The following is an 18,683-nucleotide window of genomic DNA, read 5'->3' as shown; positions in this document are numbered from 1 at the left end:
CGCAAGAGGCTTGGATGTCATATCTTCTGGAGCACCCCCTCGCCGGCGCCACATATTTCCTGCTGGCGCTTGCAGCCATCACCCTCGTGGCACGGCAGCGACACCTCTCGATCGGCTGCGCATGCTTTTCGCTCGTTGCCGCTTTTGCCAGCGGCGTCGTGTCGATTGAAGGCGTCATCGCCCTTGCGGTATTTCTCTGTCTGTGTCTTTGGCACTTCAGCCTGCGCCGGGGCGGAACAATTCTCGCTTTTCCCGGCGCGACCGTATTGTCCGGGCTTCTGGTCGTGGCGGCAGCACTCGTCATTGCAGCGCACACCATCATTCCCGGCTTTCACAATGTGAAAATCATCGACAAGATGGTGATGTCGGAGGGCGGCATACCGTTCTCGATGTATTTCAACTTCGACAAGGTAGCGTCGGCCTGGATATTGGCCGTATGCGGCGGCTTTTTCCCTACCGCTGCCAGCGTGCGCGGCACGGCGAAGGAGCAGGCCGGTGCGGGGCGGAGCCTTACCATCGGCGCTGCGTGCCTTGCCGGCTGCATTATCGTCATGATTCCGGTTTCGATGGCGCTCGGCTATATCGCCTTCGATCCAAAGATCATGCCCTTCTTCTGGATCTGGGCGCTGAACAACCTCGTCTTTGTCGCGTTCTCGGAAGAGATTTTGTTTCGCGGGATGATACAGGAAAGCCTCAGCGCCGGATTTACCCGCCTCGGCTGGTCTTGGGCCCCCTATGCGGCGTTGGTGATAAGCGCCCTCTTGTTCGGGCTGCCCCATGTTTATGGCGGTTGGACCTATGTGTGGCTCGCCACCATCGCAGGGCTGTTCTACGGCACGGCCTTTATGAAAACGCGGCGGGTGGAAGCGTCCATTGCGGTGCATTTTCTGCTGAACTTCGTTCACGCGCTTTTCTTCACCTACCCTGCCCTTTTTAAATAAGCAGGGTCAGGCTTTGCGCTCCCAGCGGCGGTCCGGCGTCTGCTGCCAATAGGTCAGCTGATGCCCCTCCTCCTTCAGCGCCTTCCACTGCGCGCGGGCGCGTTCAAGCTGGTCCTGGTCATGGCCGTCGAACATGACGACGAGGCGTTCATAATTGCCCGCACCGGAGATTTCCGCCCCTTCGACGATGAAACGCACCGTCGCGCCGTTGGGATTGGCATCTGTCGTCGTCAGAATGACGGGTTGCTCCGCTGGATGCGGCTCGCGGTCCGTTCCATGCGCCAGAAAGGACTCCTCGGACCACACCCACAGATGGTTATCCAGCGCATCGCGGCGCTCCTCCGTGGCGGTCTGGATCGCTACCCGCCACCCGCGCGACAGCGAACGCTCCACGAGACCGGGGAGTGCGTCTTCGAGAGTCGATTCGGTCAGATGGTAGAAGAGGATTTCAGCCATGGAACCCGGTTAGAGCCTTTTATTGGAGATTACGGCGGGACAGCGCGTCCCGCCGACTTGCCCGATTATTTCCCCTTATCCTCAAAATTATCCCGCACCAGCCTATCCAGCAGCCTCACCCCGAAGCCCGAGGCCCAGGACTGGCTGTATTCGTTGGTGGGCGCGCCGATGGCCGTGCCGGCCACGTCGAGATGGGCCCAGGGCGTTTCTCCGACGAAGCGCTTCAGGAACTGCGCGGCGGTGATCGCGCCGCCATTGCGGCCGCCGATGTTCTTCATGTCGGCGACCTTGGAATCGATCAGCTTGTCATATTCGCTGCCGAGCGGCATCCGCCAGACCTTCTCGCCCGTCGCCTGGCCCGCCTCATAAAGCTGGTCCGCAAGCGCGTCATCATTGGAGAAGAGGCCGGCATGGTGCAGGCCGAGCGCCACCATGATCGCGCCGGTCAGGGTCGCGAGGTCGATCATGAGACGAGGCTTGAAGCGCTCATTGGCATACCAGAGCGCATCGGCGAGAACCAGCCGCCCCTCAGCGTCGGTGTTCAGCACCTCGATGGTCTGGCCCGACATGGAGGTGACGATATCGCCCGGGCGCTGCGCATTGCCGTCAGGCATGTTTTCCACAAGGCCGATGATGCCGACGGCATTCACCTTCGCCTTGCGGGCGGCGAGCGCGTGGAGAAGGCCGGTGACGGCAGCGGCGCCGCCCATGTCGCCCTTCATCTCCTCCATGCCCGAGGCCTGCTTGATGGAGATGCCGCCGGTATCGAAGACCACGCCCTTGCCGATGAAGGCGACGGGGGCCTCGCCTTTCTTGCCGCCGTTCCATTCCATGATGGCGAGGCGGGGCGGGCGAACCGAGCCTTGCGCAACGCCGAGCAGCGCGCCCATGCCAAGCTTTTTCAATTCCTTCTCGGTCAGAATCTCGACCTTGACGCCAAGCTTCCCCAGCTTTTGCGCTTCCTCGGCGAATTCCACCGGACCCAGCACATTGGCAGGCTCGTTGACGAGGTCGCGGGCGAGCCGGACGCCTTCGGCCACCGCCTCGGCATCAGCAAAGGCCTTGCCCGCGCCCTCAGGGTCCGCGGTCTGCACAGTGACGTTCACGCTGTGCTTGGGCTCGTCGCCATTATCGTCGCCCTTCTTCGTCTTGTATTTATCGAAGCGGTAGGCGCGCAGGAGCATGCCGAGTGCAAAATCGGCGGCATTCTGCGGCGAAACGACGGTATCAGGCAGCACAAGCACGGCGGAAGCCGCCTTCGCCTTGCCGATTTTGGAAAATGCCGCGCCGCCGATCTTCACCCAGTCGTCAGCCTTCAGCTTCGCCGGGTCGCCTGCGCCGACCAGAACCAGCCGGTCAGCGCCCTTCTCGCCTGATAGCATCGTCTCAACGGTTGCGCCGAGCTTGCCCTTGAAGCCGGTTATCTCTACGAGACGGGAAATGAGCTGACCGCCACCGGTGGTTTCGGCCTCCGGGGCAAATTTGCCATCCTGCGTGACGAGGACGATGACAGCCCCCTTTTCCGGGGTCGCGAACGCGGAAAAGCCGATTGCGGGGTATTTGGACATGAGAGCTCCGGAATTTGGCATTGATGGCATGGAATAAAGAGTCGCGGATGTTTACTTCATGTGAAAGAAGCCAGGCAAAACGGCAAGGATTTTCGTCGCATGATCTCATCCGAAAAGTCTGCAACTTTTCGGGATCCTGCTGGTGGTGACAGCGATCACGCTTTAGTAATCCGTTTACCGCGTTTCTTCGTCCATTTTTAGCCAAAGGCCGGGTAGGTATGATAACAGGGACTGGACTGTATCCGCTGAAAAACGCGGCGGATACGCAAACAGGGACAGGATGTAACTCTTAAAAACACATGCGATTGATCGAGTTATACATCCTGCGCCGCGTCGCGCTCATGTTTTTTGCCGTCCTGGGGGCGGCGGTGGGCATCACCTGGACCGTCCAGGTGCTGCAACGCATCAACTTTCTCACGACCAGCGGCCAGACCCTCAATACGATCCTGCAGTTCAGCTCGCTGCTGCTGCCCTCGGCCATCCCGCTGGTGATGCCGTTCGCGCTGGTCATCGCCATCGCGCAGACGCTCTCGACCATGAACCAGGATTCGGAGCTGGTGGTAATCAACGCGGCCGGCAGCCCGCGCTCGGCCGTGATGCGACCGATCCTGCTCTTTGCCGTCGCCATATCCATCACCTCGTTCATGATCGCCAATTTCGTCGACCCCTACGCACGCATGAACATGCGCGAGATGATTGCGAACGCAGGCGCGGACGTGATCAATGTGGTGCTGCAGGACGGCGCGTTCCGGCAGATCGGCGACAAACTTTATGTGCAGATCGCCGAGCGCAAGGAGAATGGCGATATTGGCGGCCTGTTCATCGCCGATTCGCGCGAGCCCACGGTCGATCTCATCTATTATGCGGCGGATGGCCGGGTGGCCGAGACCAAAAGCGGCGATGTGCTGCTGATGGAAAATGGCGAGGTGCAGCGGCGCGACGTGAAGAGCGGAAATGTCTCGATCATCAAGTTCAACTCCTATGCCTTCGATCTGAGCCAGTTCGCCTCGAAAGCAGATGAGAAGACCATCTACGCCAAGGACCGCCCGCTCGACTATCTGCTTCATCCGGACCCGAACGATCCGCAATTTCAGCGCAAGCCGCTGCGTTTCACGGCGGAGTTGCATCGCCGGCTGACCGAATGGCTCTATCCGATGGTATTTGCGCTCATCGCGCTGGCGGTGGCGGGCGATTCGCGCTCGCATCGCGAGGCGCGGGTTTCGGCATCCTTCACCGCCATCACCACGTCGCTTCTGGTCTATTGGGCGGGGTACTTCGCCTCGGAGCGCGCGGATAAGAGCTTCGACTATGTATATCTCATGTACGCGGTGCCGTTCGGGGTCAGCGCGGTGGCCATCTATCTGCTCGCGACGGGACGGCGTCTCGGCCTTCCGACCCGGTGGTCGGACCGGCTCCAGGACCGTTTCGACGCCTGGGGCGCTGCGGTGACCGGGCTGTTCGGGCCGCGGCATAAGCGGGCTGGAGGCGGCCAATGATCGGCTGGACGCTCGGGCGTTATTTTTTCATGCGCTATGTGAAGATGACGCTCTATTTTCTGCTGGGCATCTTCGCGCTGTCGCTGCTGCTCGACTTCACCGAGAATGCCGGCCAGCTTTCGGCCCTGCCCGACTACTCCACACTGGGCGCGCTCGCCATCTCGGCCATGCGCATCCCCTTCATCATGCAGCAGATGATTCCCTTCGTGGCGCTGTTCTCCGCGATGGCGACACTGATCTCGCTCAACCGCAAATATGAGCTGGTGGTGGCGCGCTCGGTCGGCGTATCGGCCTGGCAATTCCTGCTGCCGGCCTGCCTTGGCGCATTCCTCTTTGGCATTGCATCAATCGCGGTGCTCAATCCGCTGGCGGCCTACGGTTTCACCAAGGCAGAGGAAATACAGGCTTCCTGGACAGGATCCCGGACCGCCGATTCCTCCGCATCGCGCGTCCCCTGGCTGCGGCAGAAGACCGACGAAGGCGAAACGATCATCGGCGCCAAGAACATTCTCAACCGGGGGACAAGGCTGGGCAATGCCACCTTCATCGTGCTCAACAAGGATGAGACGATCAAGGAGCGCTTCGACGCCAAATCCGCGCAGTTGGAGAATGGATACTGGCAGCTCACCGGCGTGACGCGATTCGCTGTGGCGCAGGAGCCACAGAAGATCGCGCAGATGCGCATCCCCACCGATCTGCGCCCGGAATTCGTGGAAGAGCGGCTCGCGGCGCCGGAAGCGATACCCTTTTTCGAGTTGCCCGCGAAGATCCGGGCGGCCCGCTCGTTCGGGTATTCGGCGAACGCGTTTGACATGCAATTTCAATCGCTTCTGGCCTTACCCGCACTTCTTATGGCGATGACGCTGATTGCCGCTACCGTGTCTTTAAAATTTGTGCGATTTGGGCAATCTGGAACAATGATTCTGGGTGGCGTGATTGCTGGCTTCGTGCTTTATGTTGTGACTGTTCTGGTCAAAGCATTCGGGACCGCTGGCTTCGTTCCACCTTTCGTGGCAGCTTGGGTTCCCGTCGTGATCGCAATGTTCTTCGGGGTCTCCTTTTTACTGCACAAGGAGGATGGTTAGTTGGGATTGAGTAAAGCCCGCACGGTGTTGCCGGCGCGGCTCGCGTGGTTGTTACGCGGGACGGCCTTGGCATGCGCCCTCACGGCCCCTGCCCTATCCGACTCGTATGCGCAGTCGCAGAGCGAGCTCGGCAGCTCGTTTCAAACCGACCCCAACGCCAAGATGGTGTTGCAGGCGAACGAACTCGTCTATGACAACGACAACCAGACCGTCACGGCCCAGGGCGCGGTAAGGATTGAATATGACGGCAACCGCCTCGTTGCCGATCGGGTGACCTATAACCAGCGCACCAACCGGATGATGGCGGAAGGGAATGTGGAGATCGTCGAGAAGGACGGCAACCGCATCTATTCCGACAAGATCGACGTAACCGACGATTTCCGCGACGGCTTCGTCAATAGCCTGCGCGTCGAGACGACTGATAACACGCGGTTCATCGCCGAAAGCGCCGAGCGCAGCAATGGCGAAATCACCACCTTCAACAACGGCATCTACACCGCCTGCGAGGCCTGCAAGAAAGACCCCACCAGGCCGATGCTTTGGCAGATCAAGGCGCGCAAGATCATCTGGAACGGCACGACGAAGACCGTGCGCTTCGAGCGCGGGCGCTTCGAAATGTTCGGCATGCCGCTCGCCTATTTTCCAGCCTTCGAGATGGCGGACCCGACAGTGAAGCGCAAAAGCGGCTTCCTGTTCCCCGGCTTCAGTTACAATGAGGATTTGGGTTTCGGCGTGCGCGGCTCCTATTTCTGGAATCTCGCGCCCAATTACGATCTGACCTTCTCCACCACCGCCTATACGCAGCAGGGCTTCCTGGGCGAGGTCGAGTGGCGTCATCGGCTGGAGAATGGCAGCTATAATCTGCGCATAGCCGGCATTCACCAGAACAAGCAGGATGAGTTCGATCTAAATACAGTCGACCGGGATAGGACCGACCGGGGCATGATTGCCTCCGAAGGCGAATTCCAGATCAACTCGCGCTGGACCTTCGGCTGGGACGTTATCGCCCAGTCGGACAAGAATTTCGCCCGCACCTACGGTCTGGCCGGCTATTCCGACCAGGTCATCAAGAACGAGGTTTACCTAGAGGGCCTCGACGGCAGAAATTATTTCGACCTGCATTTCTACAAGTTCAATGTGCAGGAAAGCGTGCTGCCGGATAACCCTTACGAGATCAACTCCAAGCAGCCTTGGGTGCTGCCGAGCATAGACTATTCCTATACCGCGCCAGAGCCGGTCTATGGCGGTGAACTGAACTTCGACATGAACGTCCAGGGAATCTATCGCAAAAGCGCCGATTACAACGATCCTCTGGACTCTGATAATCCTTACAGCAGCCCTTATGAACGTATAGCCGGTGTCAATGGCTCAAGCGGCAGAATCACCGGTGAGGCGGAGTGGAAACGCACCTTCATCACGCAGGGCGGTCTCGTCATCACGCCGCTTCTGGCGCTGCGTGGCGATGGCATCGGTGTCGACAGCAGCTTCGATCCTGTAGGCACGGATGTCGTCATGCGTTCCGAGGCGTTCCGCGCCATGGCGACGGCGGGCCTCGAAATGCGCTGGCCGATCCTGTTCTCGACAACGAGCGCCACGCATATCATCGAGCCGGTTGCGCAGGTTTTCTTGCGTAATAATGAGCGTTATGCCGGGCACTTGCCGAATGAGGACGCGCAGAGCTTCGTCTTCGACGCGACGACATTGTTCCAGCGCGACAAGTTTTCGGGTTATGACCGTGTCGAAGGCGGCCATCGCGCCAATCTCGGCATCCGCTATTCCGGAAATATCGGCAATGATTGGGCGCTCTATGCGCTTGCCGGACAGTCATTCCAACTGGGCGGCGTCAATTCCTTTGCCGAAAGCGACTTTGTCAATGTGGGAGCCGAATCCGGTTTGGAGACGGCCCGCTCGGATTATGTCGGCATGATCGGAGCTTCGAACGCGCACGGCTTGACGCTTGCGGCGCGCGGGCGGTTCGACGAAGAAACGTTCGAATTGCGGCGCGGAGAATTGGAGGCAGCGCAGAACTGGTCGCGGTTGTCCGTTTCAACGCGCTATGCCTATATTGATGCTCAGCCCCAATATGGCTATACGCAGATCCGTCAGGAAGTCGGCGGCACCGCGTCGCTGAGAGTGGCCGAGCATTGGAGGGTTTTCGGCGGCACCACCTATGACCTCGTTTCGGAAACGCTGACCAATGCGTCCGCGGGTTTTGCCTATGACGACGAATGCTTCACCTATTCGATGACTGTCACCCAGACCCGCAATCCTCGCACCAACAATTCCGTAGATGAGGATCCCAAAACCACCATCGGCTTCAACATCTCGTTCCGGACGCTGGGCGATTTCGGCTCGAGCACGGCGATGCTCCCGCAGGATGATAAATGACGGCGGGGTCCGGACGGGCGGAAGCCATCGTTTCGCCGCACTACGCGACTTATAAATGGTTGGAAAATGCGTATCTTGCGGCCATAATCCGGGGATCGAGAGTTAAGATGATGAAACGAAGCAAGCGACTTTTCGCCGCCCTGCTGGCAACCGGCATGGGTGTTGCGGTTATCGATGATGCTTTCGTGCAGCCGGCCGAAGCGAACGAAATCCGTGTGACGGTCGATGCCAATCCGATCACCAGCTATGACATCCAACGTCGCGCCGCCTTCCTGAAGCTGCAGCGCAAGACGGGCAATCTCAACGAGATGGCCAAGGAAGAGCTGATCAACGACATGCTGAAGCGCATGGAGATGAAGCGTCGCGGCATCGACATTTCCCAGAAAGAAATCGACGAGGCCTTTGCCGGATTTGCGTCGCGCAACAAGATGACCCCGGCGCAGCTTTCGCAGGTGCTGAACCAGGCCGGCGTCACGCCCGAGCATTTCAAAACCTTCATCATGGTGCAGATGGGCTGGGGCCGTGTGCTCTCCGCGAAGGCGCGCTCCAACGGCATGATCAGCGAGCAGGACGCCGTCCAGCGCATGCTGCAGCAGGGCGGAGCCAAGCCAAGCGCGACCGAATATCTGCTGCAGCAGGTGATCTTCGTGATCCCCGCCGACAAGCGCAAGGAAATGACGCCGCGGCGCCGGCAGGAAGCCAACGCCTTCCGCGCCCGCTTCCAGAGCTGCGATACCACGCGGCAGTTGACCAAGGGCCTGCTTGACGTGACGGTGCGCGATCTCGGGCGTGTTCTGGAGCCGCGCCTGCCCGGAGATTGGGCCGAGGACGTCAAGAAGACTGCGGCCGGACACACCACCCCCGTTCACGACACCGACAAGGGCGTCGAATTCCTCGCCGTCTGCTCGACGCGCCAGGTTTCGGACGACCGCGTCGCGCAGCTCGTATTCTCCATTGAGGATGCGCAGAAGAAAGTCGGTGGTGGCGACAATGCGGGCGAGAAGCTCAGCGAGGATTATTTGAAGGAACTGCGGGCGAAGGCTCGCATTGTTAACCGCTAAATGCTGCCCCTAGCCGTCAGCGGCGGCGACCCGTCCGGCGTCGGGCCGGAGATTGCCATCGCCGCATGGAAACGGCGTGAGGCTGAGGCAATTCCGCCGTTTTTCCTCATCGCCGACCCAGACCTTGTCGCGGCACGGGCACAAAGCCTCGGCGAATCCGTTCCGATTAAAATCTGCGAGCCGGAAGAAGCGGCGGCGCTGTTTGCCGATGCGCTGCCTATCGTGCCGCTGAAAAACCGTCAGATCGACAGCCCCGGCAAGCCACTAGCCCAAAACGCGGCAGGTACGATCGAGGCGATTGAGTGGGCGGTGACATATACCTTAGAAGGGCGCGCGGCGGCGGTCGTCACCTGCCCTATTGCCAAGAAGCCGCTCTATGAGGCAGGCTTTGTGCATCCCGGCCATACGGAATTCCTCGCCGCGCTTGCCGGGGAGCGGACCGGTACCCCATGCAAGCCGGTGATGATGCTGGCGGGGCCGCAATTGCGCGCGGTGCCGGTGACGATCCATATTCCGCTGGCCGATGTGCCGAAGCAATTGACCACCCAGGACATCATCGCCGTATCGCGCATCACCGCGCGGGACTTGCGCGAGAAGTTCGGGATCGCCCATCCGCGCCTCGCAATATCGGGGCTCAACCCGCATGCAGGCGAAGGCGGGGCGATGGGCGCAGAGGACGAAGCCATCATCCGCCCGGCCATCGAGGCGCTGGCGGCTGAGGGCATCGCCGTGCGCGGTCCCCTCCCCGCCGATACGATGTTCCATCCTGCCGCCCGCGCCACCTATGACGCGGCGGTGTGCATGTATCATGATCAGGCGCTCATCCCCGCCAAAGCGCTCGCCTTTGACGAGACGGTCAATGTCACGCTCGGGCTGCCCTTCATCCGGACATCTCCCGATCACGGCACGGCTTTCGACATCGCCGGAAAAGGCATCGCCAAGCCCGATAGCCTGATTGCGGCGCTGCGGCTTGCCCGTACCCTCGCGGACAATACGCGTAACGCCGGATGAGCATCGACAGCCTGCCCCCCTTGCGTGATGTGATCGAGCGCCATGGCCTGATGGCGAAGAAATCGCTCGGCCAGAACTTCCTGCTCGACCTCAATCTCACGGCCAAGATCGCCCGCACTGCAGGGGATCTCACGGACCAGCCGGTGATCGAAGTCGGTCCTGGTCCCGGGGGGCTGACGCGCGCACTGCTGGCCCAGGGCGCGCTGGTGACGGCAATCGAGCGCGACGAGCGCTGCCTGCCAGCGCTGGAGGAGATCGCGGCGCATTATCCGGGACGGCTCAATGTCATCTCGGGCGATGCGCTGGAGCAGGATTTCGCCAACTTGACAGCCCACGGCAAAAAGCCACGCATCATCGCCAACCTGCCCTATAATGTCGGCACGCAATTGCTGCTGAACTGGCTGCTCACCGAGCCATGGCCGCCCTTCTATGCCTCGATGACGCTGATGTTCCAGCGCGAGGTGGCGGAACGCATCGTCGCCAAGCCTGGCAGCGATGCCTATGGCAGGCTGGGCGTGCTGGCGGGATGGCGAACCGAGGCAAAGATCGCCTTCGACGTGCCGCCGCAAGCCTTCACTCCGCCGCCAAAGGTGACGTCTTCGGTCGCGCATCTCATCCCGCGCGAGACGCCGCTTGCCTGCGACGCCACAAGGCTGGGCCGGGTAACGCAGGCGGCATTCGGCCAGCGGCGCAAGATGCTGCGGCAGAGCCTCAAATCGCTGGGCGGCGAGGCGCTGCTGGAAAAGACCGGGATCGACGGCACGCGGCGAGCGGAAACGCTGAGCGTGGAAGAATTTGTGGCGCTCGCCAACGTTTGAGAGTGCTTCTCCTTCCCGCTGTTTCCAGATGAGCTCTTCCGTAAAAAGCGGAAGACATCGCGCTATAAAAGGCATATTGCGCTATAGTCTTCTACGGCTTCCTTCGGAATCATCCCATCGTGGCGCTTTCTCCAAATATTCGCAGCTCGGTTTACATGATGCTGGCCATGGCCACGTTCACGGTCAACGATTCCATCACCAAATATCTCTCCGAGAGCATGAACACCGGGCAGATTATGTTCCTGCGCGGCATTCTCGCCACCACGGTCGTGCTGCTCCTCGCCAAGCAGCAAAAGGCGCTGGCCGCGCCGCGCAATATCGTGCATCCGATGGTGCTGCTGCGCGCGCTGGGAGAGCTCGGCGCCACCATCACCTATCTTGTCGCGCTGGCGCATCTGTCGCTGGGCTTCACTTCGGCAGTGTTCCAGTCCGTTCCGCTTGCCGTCACGCTGCTTGCCGCGCTTTTCCTGAAAGAGCAGGTCGGCTGGCGGCGCTGGCTTGCCATCACCATCGGTTTTGCCGGTGTGCTCATCATCATCCGCCCCGGCACCGAGGGGATCAATCCTTACGCGGGGGTGCTGCTGGTCGGCGTGCTCTTCACCGCCTGCCGTGACCTCGCCACACGGCGAGTGCCTCAGACGATGCCGACGCTGATGATCTCGGCGCTGACCTCGTTCATCGTCACGCTGACCGGCGCCTGCCTCATCCACCCCATGGGCGGCTGGGTCGAGCCCAGCTGGGAGGAAATTGGCTTCCTCATGGTCGCCTCGATCCTACTTCTCATCGGCTACCACTTCGTCATCCTGGCGATGCGTGCGGGGGAGATCTCTTTTGTCGCGCCCTTCCGCTATACGAGCCTGCTCTGGGCGATTCTGCTCGGCTTCGTCATTTTCGGCGACGTCCCGGACCTGCCGATGGTGATCGGCTCCGTCATCGTCGTCCTGAGCGGCATCTATATGCTCTATCGTGAAAGCGTCGCCAGCAGGCGGCCGCGACTTGCCGATAAAGGGCCGGAAGCGGCGGCGGTCAAGGAAGCGGCGTAAGATGGCGGCGCCGTCAAGGCTCATCGGCGTGACCCTCGCGGGGGGGCGCTCGACGCGCATGGGCGGCGGCGACAAGGGGCTCCTGCCTCTGGGTGACAAGCCTGTCATCGCCCATGTCATTGAGCGGCTTGGCTCGCAACTGCCTGATCTCATCATCAACGCCAATGGCGATCCCGCCCGCTTCCAGTCATTCGGGCTGCCGGTGGTGGAAGATCGGATTTCCGGCTTCAAAGGCCCTCTCGCCGGGCTTCACGCGGCGATGCGATATGCCGCTGAAACCGGCGCGAGCCATGTGGTGACAGCCCCCGCCGATACGCCGTTTCTTCCTCTTGATCTTGTGAATCGCCTCATGGTGGCGCGGGAGGAAACCGGAGCGGACATCGCGCTGGCGGCGGCAGGCGGCAACGTCTACCCCGTCATCGGCCTCTGGCCCGTTGCGCTGGAGCCTGACCTTGCCGCTTTTCTCACCTGCGGCGAGAAAGCGGCAGTGCGTGTTTGGGCGAGCCGATACCGTGTGACGGAAGCCGTTTTTCCTGATGACTCCGCCTTCTTCAACATCAACACGCCCGAGGATCTTGCGCAGGCGGAAGAATTGCTGGCAAAACGCGAGGCCATGAGCGAACAACGCATTTTCGGCATCACCGGCTGGAAGAATTCGGGCAAGACCACCCTCACCGTCCGCCTCGTCGAGGAATTGACGCGGCGCGGCTGGCGCATCGCGACGGTCAAGCACGCGCATCATGATTTCGACATCGACCATGAAGGCACCGACTCCTTTCGCCACCGCAAGGCCGGCGCGGGTGAAGTGGCCATCGTGTCCGCCCGCCGCTGGGCGCTGGTGCATGAGCTTGATCACGAGGACGAGCCGCCGCTCGACGCCATCGTGGCGCGGATGAGCCCGTGCGATCTCATCCTTGTGGAGGGCTACAAGCGTGATTCGCACAAGAAGATCGAAGTCCGCCGCCTTGAAGGCCGCAAGGGAGAGCCGCTCTCGGCGAGCGATCCCAATATCGTCGCCGTCGCCGCCGATCACCCAGTGTCTAGCGAGACCGTGCCGGTGTTTGACCTCAACGACATTAACCGGATCGCCGATTTCGTCGAGGTTCAAAGCGGACTGCGCTGAAATTGCGGCGATAGACACGCGGACACCGCCTCCCACGGTCGGGGAAAAGCCGACGAATAGCTGTTGCTTTTGATCTTAAAATAATGGGATTATTGCACGCTAGGCGCGGCAACCGCGCCAGCCGCCCGAAGGCTGAACCAAAAAGAAGACGGGGAACAGCCGGGCATGAACAAAAGGGGTCTAGACAAAATGCGTATCATGAAGCGCTTCGCTCTTGCAGCGACCGCGGCTGCCGTTGCCTTGACGATGGGCGCGATTGCAATGAATACCGCCCAGGCGGAAGACAAGCTGAAGCTCACCATCGCCTCCGAAGGCGCCTACCCGCCCTTCAACACGCTGACGCCCGATGGCAAGCTGGAAGGCTTCGACATCGACATCGCCAAGGCACTCTGCGATCAGATGAAGGCGGAATGCACCTTCGTTACCCAGGATTGGGACGGCGCTATCCCCGCCCTGCAGGCCGGCAAGTTCGATGCCTTCATCGCATCCATGTCGATCACCGACGAGCGGAAGAAGCAGGTCGACTTCTCCAACAAATATTACAACACACCGCCGGCCGTCATCGCGCCGAAGGATTCCGACATTACGGGCGCGACCAAGGAAGCCCTCGCCGGCAAGACCATCGGCGCTCAGGGTTCCACTACCCACCTGACCTATGCGGAAAAGACCTTCACCGACAGCACGGTCAAGTCCTATCCGACCGCCGAGGAATATTTCCTCGACCTGACCAATGGCCGTATCGACGCGGCAACCGACGATATCGTCGTGCTCAAGAAGTTCCTGAACACGCCGGAAGGCGAATGCTGCAAGGTTGTCGGCACCATCAAGCCGGTTGACGAAATCCACGGCCCCGGCGCCGGCGTCGCCATCAAGAAGGGCCGTCCAGAACTGGTCGCCAAGTTCAACGAAGCCATCGCCGCCATCCGCGCCAATGGCGAGTACAAGAAGATCAACGACAAGTACTTCGATTTCGACGCCTATGGCGAGTGAGAATAATCGAAGAGCTTAAGTTCAAGGCAAAAGCGGCGGAGAAATCCGCCGCTTTTTTCGCATCGATACCTTCAAGCGATTTTCACAATACTGCGATTTTGCCGCTTATTGCCTGATAAAATTTCTCGAAAGGCTTGAAAACGAAGCGTTTTTGCCCGCTTGGGTTCGCCTGCTGAAATCTATTGCTTTTGCGTCGAAAATAATGGGACCCTTCGCTTTCACGCGCGGATTGCCGCGTTTTATGCCCTAAAGGCTGAATGAGGAGGAACAGCCTGGGCTCGCAACAGGAGATGCAGACAATGCATATCATGAAGCGTTTTGCTCTGGCAGCATCGGCAGCCGCCCTCGCCCTGACGATGGAGGCGGCCGCAATGAACACCGCCAATGCGCAGGAAAAGCTGAAGCTCGTCATCGGCTCCGAAGGCGCTTATCCGCCCTTCAACACGCTTTCGCCCGATGGCAAGCTGGAAGGCTTCGACATCGACATCGCCAAGGCCCTCTGCGACCAGATGAAGGCGGAGTGCACCTTCGTCACACAGGATTGGGACGGCGCGATTCCAGCTTTGCAAGCGGGTAAATTCGATGCCTTCATCTCATCCATGCAGATCACGCCCGCCCGCGAAAAGCAGGTGGACTTCACGAACAAATATGCAGACACGCCGCCGGCGATGATCGCGCCGAAGGATACCACCATCAAGGGCGTGACCAAGGAAGACCTCGCCGGCAAGACGATCGGCGTGCAGGGTTCCACCTCTCACGAGATTTATTCGGAGACGACCTATACCGACAGCACGGTCAAGTCGTATCCGACGGAAGAGGATTACGAGCTCGATCTCGTTGATGGTCGTCTCGATGCGGCTGTTGACGATATCGTCGCGCTTCAGCAATTCCTGAAGACGCCGGAAGGCGAATGCTGCAAGCTTGTCGGCACCATCACGCCGGTCGAAGCAATTCACGGCCCAGGCGAAGGCATCGCCATCAAGAAAGGCCGGCCGGAATTGGTCGCAAAGTTCAACGATGCGATCAAGGCCATCCGCGCAAACGGCGAGTACAAGAAAATCAACGACAAGTATTTCGATTTCGATGCCTATGGTGCAGGGAATTAATCAGAGAGCTTGAGGAGATGCGGCGGAGAAATTCCGCCGCTTATTGCCTCGGATATCCCCGAGCGATTTTCACAATACTGCGATGTACAGACTTTTAACGCAATAAAATTTCTCGACAGGCTTGAAAACAAACCGCTTTTGCCCGCTTGGGTTCGCCTGCTGAAATCTATTGCTTTTCCCTTGAAAATAATGGGATTATTCGCCTTCACACGCGGATTGCCGCGTTTTGTGCCCCAAGGCTGAATGAAAAAGACGGGGAACAGCCTGGGCTCGCAACAGGAGGTGCAGACAATGCATATCATGAAGCGTTTTGCTCTGGCAGCATCCGCAGCCGTCCTTGCCCTGACGATGGGTGCGGTTGCCATGAACCCTGCCCAGGCAGCGGACAAGCTGAAGCTGACAATCGCCTCGGAGGGCGCCTATCCCCCCTTCAACACCCTTTCACCCGACGGCAAGCTGGAAGGCTTCGATATCGATATCGCCAAGGCGCTCTGTCACGAGATGAAGGCGGAATGCACATTCGTGGCGCAGGACTGGGAGGGCGCTATTCCCGCGCTTCAGGCCGGAAAGTTCGACGCCTATATCGCGGTCATGTCGATTACGCCCGAGCGGGAGAAGCAGGTCGATTTCACCCATAAATATATGAGCACGCCGCCGGCCGTGGTCGCGCCCAAGGATACCGATATCAAAGGCATCACCAAGGAAGACCTAGCCGGCAAGACGATCGGCGTGCAGGGATCGACCACCTTTTCCGTTTTTTCGGAAAAGACCTATACGGACTCGACGATCAAATCCTACCCGACCGCCGAGGAATATCAGCTCGATCTCGCCAATGGCCGTCTCGATGCGGCTGTCGACGATCGCGTCGTCATCGATAACTGGCTGAAGACGCCCGACGGCGCCTGCTGCAAGATTATCGGCTCCGCCAAGGCGGACCCGGCGATTTTCGGCCCCGGCATGGGCATCGCCATCAAGAAGGGACGGCCCGAACTCGTCAAGAAGTTCAACGAGGCCCTCGCCGCCATCCGCGCCAACGGCACGTACAAGAAGATCAACGACAAATATTTCGACTTCGATGTGTATGGCGATTGAACTGAAACCGACGTTTTGATGGAAGCGCTGGCCACTCCGCTTTGTCCTGCCGGACGTCTCTCCCTCAAGGGACGAGATTGGCTGGTAGGGTTTGAACTGCGGGAAGGCGTCTGAATGGACGAAAAGCGGCGGAAGCGATTCCGCCGCTTTTTTCGGAAAAATCGGTTCATTTCGGTGGCGCCTTCGGGTAAACGCCAAACCGGCTAAAATTATAGCCCGCATGATCCCAAAGCCTTCCGCGTTTTGGGATCATGCTCCAGGGGGCCTGAAAGGGAACAGGTGGATGGAATATTATGCGTCGCTCTTAAGCTTCGGCGACGGGGGCTGGGGAAGAAGCATAGCCAGCGGCGTGCTCGTCACGGTGGCGCTGGCGCTGGCGACCTTGCCCCTAGGCCTGCTCATCGGCTTCTTCATCGCCATGGGCAAGCAGTCCAAGGAGCCCTCCATAAGGCTCGCCGCCAATATCTACACCACCATCTTTCGCGGCTTGCCGGAACTCTTGACGATGTTCCTCGTCTATTTCGGCGCGCAGATCGGGCTGCAGAAGCTCATCACATTGCTCGGCATAGACGCCACCATCGAGATCAATTCCTTCGTTGCCGGCATGGTGGCGCTCGGCGTCGTCTTTTCCTCCTATGCGAGCGAAGTGTTCCTGTCGGCCTTTCGCGCCATTCCTGCCGGGCAATATGAGGCGGGCTATGCCATCGGCCTTTCGAACGGGCTGACGATGCGCAAGATCATCTTGCCGCAGCTGGTCCGTATCGCGCTGCCGGGTCTCGCCAATCTTTGGATGGTGCTGTTCAAGGATACCTCGCTCATTTCCGTCATCGGCCTTGCCGACATCATGCGCCAGACCGGCGTTGCCGCCCGCGTCACCAAGGAAGCCTTCCTGTTCTACGGTGTCGCCTGCATGCTTTATCTGGTCCTCGCCCTCATCTCGTCCTATTTCATCAACCGGATCGAGAACTGGGCCTATCAGAGCCAGAACGTGAAGGGGCGCGCGTGATGTCGACCGATACCGTCATGTCCTCGACCGCAACGGCGCTGCGCCCGCCCGCCCTGCCTCGTCCTTGGACGGGCAAACGCGTCGCGGGCTACATCCTTGTCGGCATCTGGCTTGCCTTCTTCGCGGGCCTCGCTCTTTATCTCTACGATGTCTGGAGCATTGATCTCGTAAACCGGTATGCGCCCAAATACTGGTCCGGTCTTCAGATCACGCTTGCGCTTGTCGGCCTTTCCTTTCTGCTCGGCATGATCGTTTCGGTTCCTATTGCGATGGGCGGCCTGTCGAAGAACCGCTGGCTGCGCCGGCTTTCGAGCGGATATGTCTATTTCTTCCGCGGCACACCGCTGCTCGCACAAACCTTCCTCATCTATTACGGCTTCGGCCAGTTCCGCCCGGTTCTGCAAGATCTGGGACTTTGGGTGTTCTTCCGCGATGCCTGGAATTGCGGCGTGCTGGCCTTCACGCTCAACACCGCCGCCTATCAGGCGGAAATCCTGCGCGGCGCGATCAAGAGCGTACCGACCGGCCAGTGGGAAGGCGCGGCGTCACTCGGCATCTCCAAACGGGTGACTTTCTGGAAAGTGATCCTGCCCCAGGCGCTCATCGTCGCGCTGCGCCCCTATGGCAACGAGCTGATTCTGCTGCTCAAGGGCTCGGCCATCGTCGCCATCATTACCGTCTATGATTTGATGGGCGAGACGCGCCGCGCCTATGCGCAGACGTTCGATTTCCAGACCTATCTCTGGGCTGCGCTCATCTATTTCGCCATCGTCGAACTAATCCGCAACATCTGGGATTTTTTCGAGGGGCGCCTGACGCGGCATCTCGTCCGCTAACCTCCTAAGGATAATGCCATGCTGAAAATCTGGGGCAGACCCAATTCGACCAATGTGAAGAAGGCGCTCTGGACGGCGTCGGAGCTCGGCCTCGACTATGAGAATGTCCCCGCCGGCGGCCCTTATGGCATTGTCGATACGCCCGAATACCGCGCGCTCAACCCCAACGGCCTGGTGCCCGTCATCGAGGATGACGGCTTCATCCTGTGGGAATCGAACACGATCGTCCGCTATCTCGCCGCGAAATACGGGGCGGGAACGCTCTGGATCGACGATGTTGCCCGCCGGGCCGATGCAGAAAAATGGATGGATTGGGCGAGCACGACCCTCAGCAGCTCCTTCCGCGATCTGATCTGGCACACCATCCGCCTGCCCGAAGATCAGCGCGATCCGGCCATTGTCTCCGCCGCCGTCGCCTCCTTCGCCAAGGCGCTAGAAGTGCCCGAGAAGACGCTTGCCAGCCAGCCCTGGCTTTCCGGCGACGAATTCGGCATTGGGGATATTCCGCTCGGCGTTTACATCTACCCGTGGGCGGAATTGCCACTGCCGGGGCGGCCGGATTTTCCGAATCTGATGGCATGGTATGAGAGGCTGAAGGCGCGGCCGGCGTTTGCCAAGATAGTGATGGTGCCGCTGACTTAAGGATAATTGTTTAGCGCCGGC

At 60.0% G+C, this 18,683-nt stretch carries 17 protein-coding genes and 1 pseudogene; 16 read left to right on the top strand and 2 right to left on the bottom strand.

The features are described from left to right. The first annotated feature begins 14 nt into the window (after positions 1 to 14). Positions 15 to 941, top strand: coding sequence for a CPBP family intramembrane glutamic endopeptidase (locus tag ACOWVG_RS03090; RefSeq protein WP_420960007.1), 927 nt, complete (start codon positions 15 to 17; stop codon positions 939 to 941). Positions 942 to 947: 6 nt separating this feature from the next. Here ACOWVG_RS03090 and ACOWVG_RS03085 read toward each other — a convergent pair whose 3' ends face one another. After that, the gene (locus ACOWVG_RS03085) at positions 948 to 1,397 is read right to left on the bottom strand and encodes a DNA polymerase III subunit chi (protein WP_420960006.1); all 450 of its coding nucleotides are present in this window, start codon (positions 1,395 to 1,397) and stop codon (positions 948 to 950) included. A 65-nt stretch (positions 1,398 to 1,462) separates the two neighbouring features. Then, a complete protein-coding gene (locus tag ACOWVG_RS03080) occupies positions 1,463 to 2,965 on the bottom strand; it encodes a leucyl aminopeptidase (protein ID WP_420960005.1) in 1,503 nt (500 codons plus the stop codon). Between the two features lie 299 nt (positions 2,966 to 3,264). Between ACOWVG_RS03080 and lptF the strand changes: the two genes are divergently transcribed. The 15 genes and pseudogenes from lptF (at position 3,265) to ACOWVG_RS03005 (ending at position 18,662) form a co-directional block, all read left to right on the top strand. Continuing rightward, positions 3,265 to 4,461, top strand: a complete 1,197-nt coding sequence (gene lptF / locus ACOWVG_RS03075) for an LPS export ABC transporter permease LptF (RefSeq protein ID WP_420960004.1) — start codon at positions 3,265 to 3,267, stop codon at positions 4,459 to 4,461. Further along, complete coding sequence (gene lptG, locus ACOWVG_RS03070; RefSeq protein ID WP_420960003.1) at positions 4,458 to 5,546, top strand: LPS export ABC transporter permease LptG; 1,089 nt, start codon at positions 4,458 to 4,460, stop codon at positions 5,544 to 5,546. Before lptF ends, lptG begins: the two co-directional genes overlap by 4 nt. After that, a complete protein-coding gene (locus ACOWVG_RS03065; RefSeq protein ID WP_420960002.1) occupies positions 5,547 to 7,934 on the top strand; it encodes an LPS-assembly protein LptD in 2,388 nt (795 codons plus the stop codon). A gap of 110 nt (positions 7,935 to 8,044) precedes the next feature. Then, entirely contained in the window at positions 8,045 to 8,995 is a 951-nt protein-coding gene (locus ACOWVG_RS03060) for a SurA N-terminal domain-containing protein (RefSeq protein ID WP_420960170.1), read from the top strand. Further along, positions 8,996 to 10,006 carry a 4-hydroxythreonine-4-phosphate dehydrogenase PdxA gene (pdxA, locus tag ACOWVG_RS03055; RefSeq protein WP_420960001.1) on the top strand — a complete coding sequence of 337 codons (1,011 nt, stop codon included), beginning with the start codon at positions 8,996 to 8,998 and terminating at the stop codon, positions 10,004 to 10,006. Then, a complete protein-coding gene (rsmA, locus tag ACOWVG_RS03050; RefSeq protein ID WP_420960000.1) occupies positions 10,003 to 10,824 on the top strand; it encodes a 16S rRNA (adenine(1518)-N(6)/adenine(1519)-N(6))-dimethyltransferase RsmA in 822 nt (273 codons plus the stop codon). Before pdxA ends, rsmA begins: the two co-directional genes overlap by 4 nt. A gap of 155 nt (positions 10,825 to 10,979) precedes the next feature. Continuing rightward, complete coding sequence (locus ACOWVG_RS03045; RefSeq protein ID WP_420960169.1) at positions 10,980 to 11,867, top strand: DMT family transporter; 888 nt, start codon at positions 10,980 to 10,982, stop codon at positions 11,865 to 11,867. Between the two features lies 1 nt (position 11,868). Beyond that, positions 11,869 to 12,435, top strand: a pseudogene (mobA, locus tag ACOWVG_RS03040) (molybdenum cofactor guanylyltransferase MobA); the annotation flags it as partial. Positions 12,436 to 12,480: 45 nt separating this feature from the next. Then, a complete protein-coding gene (gene mobB, locus ACOWVG_RS03035) occupies positions 12,481 to 12,990 on the top strand; it encodes a molybdopterin-guanine dinucleotide biosynthesis protein B (protein ID WP_420960168.1) in 510 nt (169 codons plus the stop codon). A gap of 189 nt (positions 12,991 to 13,179) precedes the next feature. Further along, positions 13,180 to 13,980, top strand: a complete 801-nt coding sequence (locus ACOWVG_RS03030) for an ABC transporter substrate-binding protein (RefSeq protein WP_420959999.1) — start codon at positions 13,180 to 13,182, stop codon at positions 13,978 to 13,980. Positions 13,981 to 14,279: 299 nt separating this feature from the next. Beyond that, positions 14,280 to 15,086 (top strand): transporter substrate-binding domain-containing protein, encoded by an 807-nt coding sequence (locus ACOWVG_RS03025; protein WP_420959998.1) that lies wholly within the window; start codon positions 14,280 to 14,282, stop codon positions 15,084 to 15,086. Positions 15,087 to 15,377: 291 nt separating this feature from the next. Beyond that, the gene (locus tag ACOWVG_RS03020; RefSeq protein WP_420959997.1) at positions 15,378 to 16,178 is read left to right on the top strand and encodes a transporter substrate-binding domain-containing protein; all 801 of its coding nucleotides are present in this window, start codon (positions 15,378 to 15,380) and stop codon (positions 16,176 to 16,178) included. Between the two features lie 283 nt (positions 16,179 to 16,461). Continuing rightward, the gene (locus ACOWVG_RS03015) at positions 16,462 to 17,184 is read left to right on the top strand and encodes an ABC transporter permease (protein WP_420959996.1); all 723 of its coding nucleotides are present in this window, start codon (positions 16,462 to 16,464) and stop codon (positions 17,182 to 17,184) included. After that, positions 17,184 to 18,020 (top strand): ABC transporter permease, encoded by an 837-nt coding sequence (locus ACOWVG_RS03010; RefSeq protein WP_420959995.1) that lies wholly within the window; start codon positions 17,184 to 17,186, stop codon positions 18,018 to 18,020. The genes ACOWVG_RS03015 and ACOWVG_RS03010 overlap by 1 nt, the downstream gene beginning before the upstream one ends. Positions 18,021 to 18,038: 18 nt before the next feature. Beyond that, positions 18,039 to 18,662: a glutathione S-transferase family protein gene (locus ACOWVG_RS03005; protein WP_420959994.1), complete on the top strand. Its 624-nt coding sequence runs from the start codon at positions 18,039 to 18,041 to the stop codon at positions 18,660 to 18,662. The last annotated feature ends 21 nt before the right edge of the window (positions 18,663 to 18,683 follow it).

Origin of the sequence: Brucella sp. IR073 (assembly GCF_049065735.1) — a bacterium.
In the GTDB taxonomy this organism is placed as follows: domain Bacteria; phylum Pseudomonadota; class Alphaproteobacteria; order Rhizobiales; family Rhizobiaceae; genus Paramesorhizobium.
Note: the sequence above shows the minus strand (reverse complement) of the source record. Positions and strands in the feature narration are given on the sequence as shown.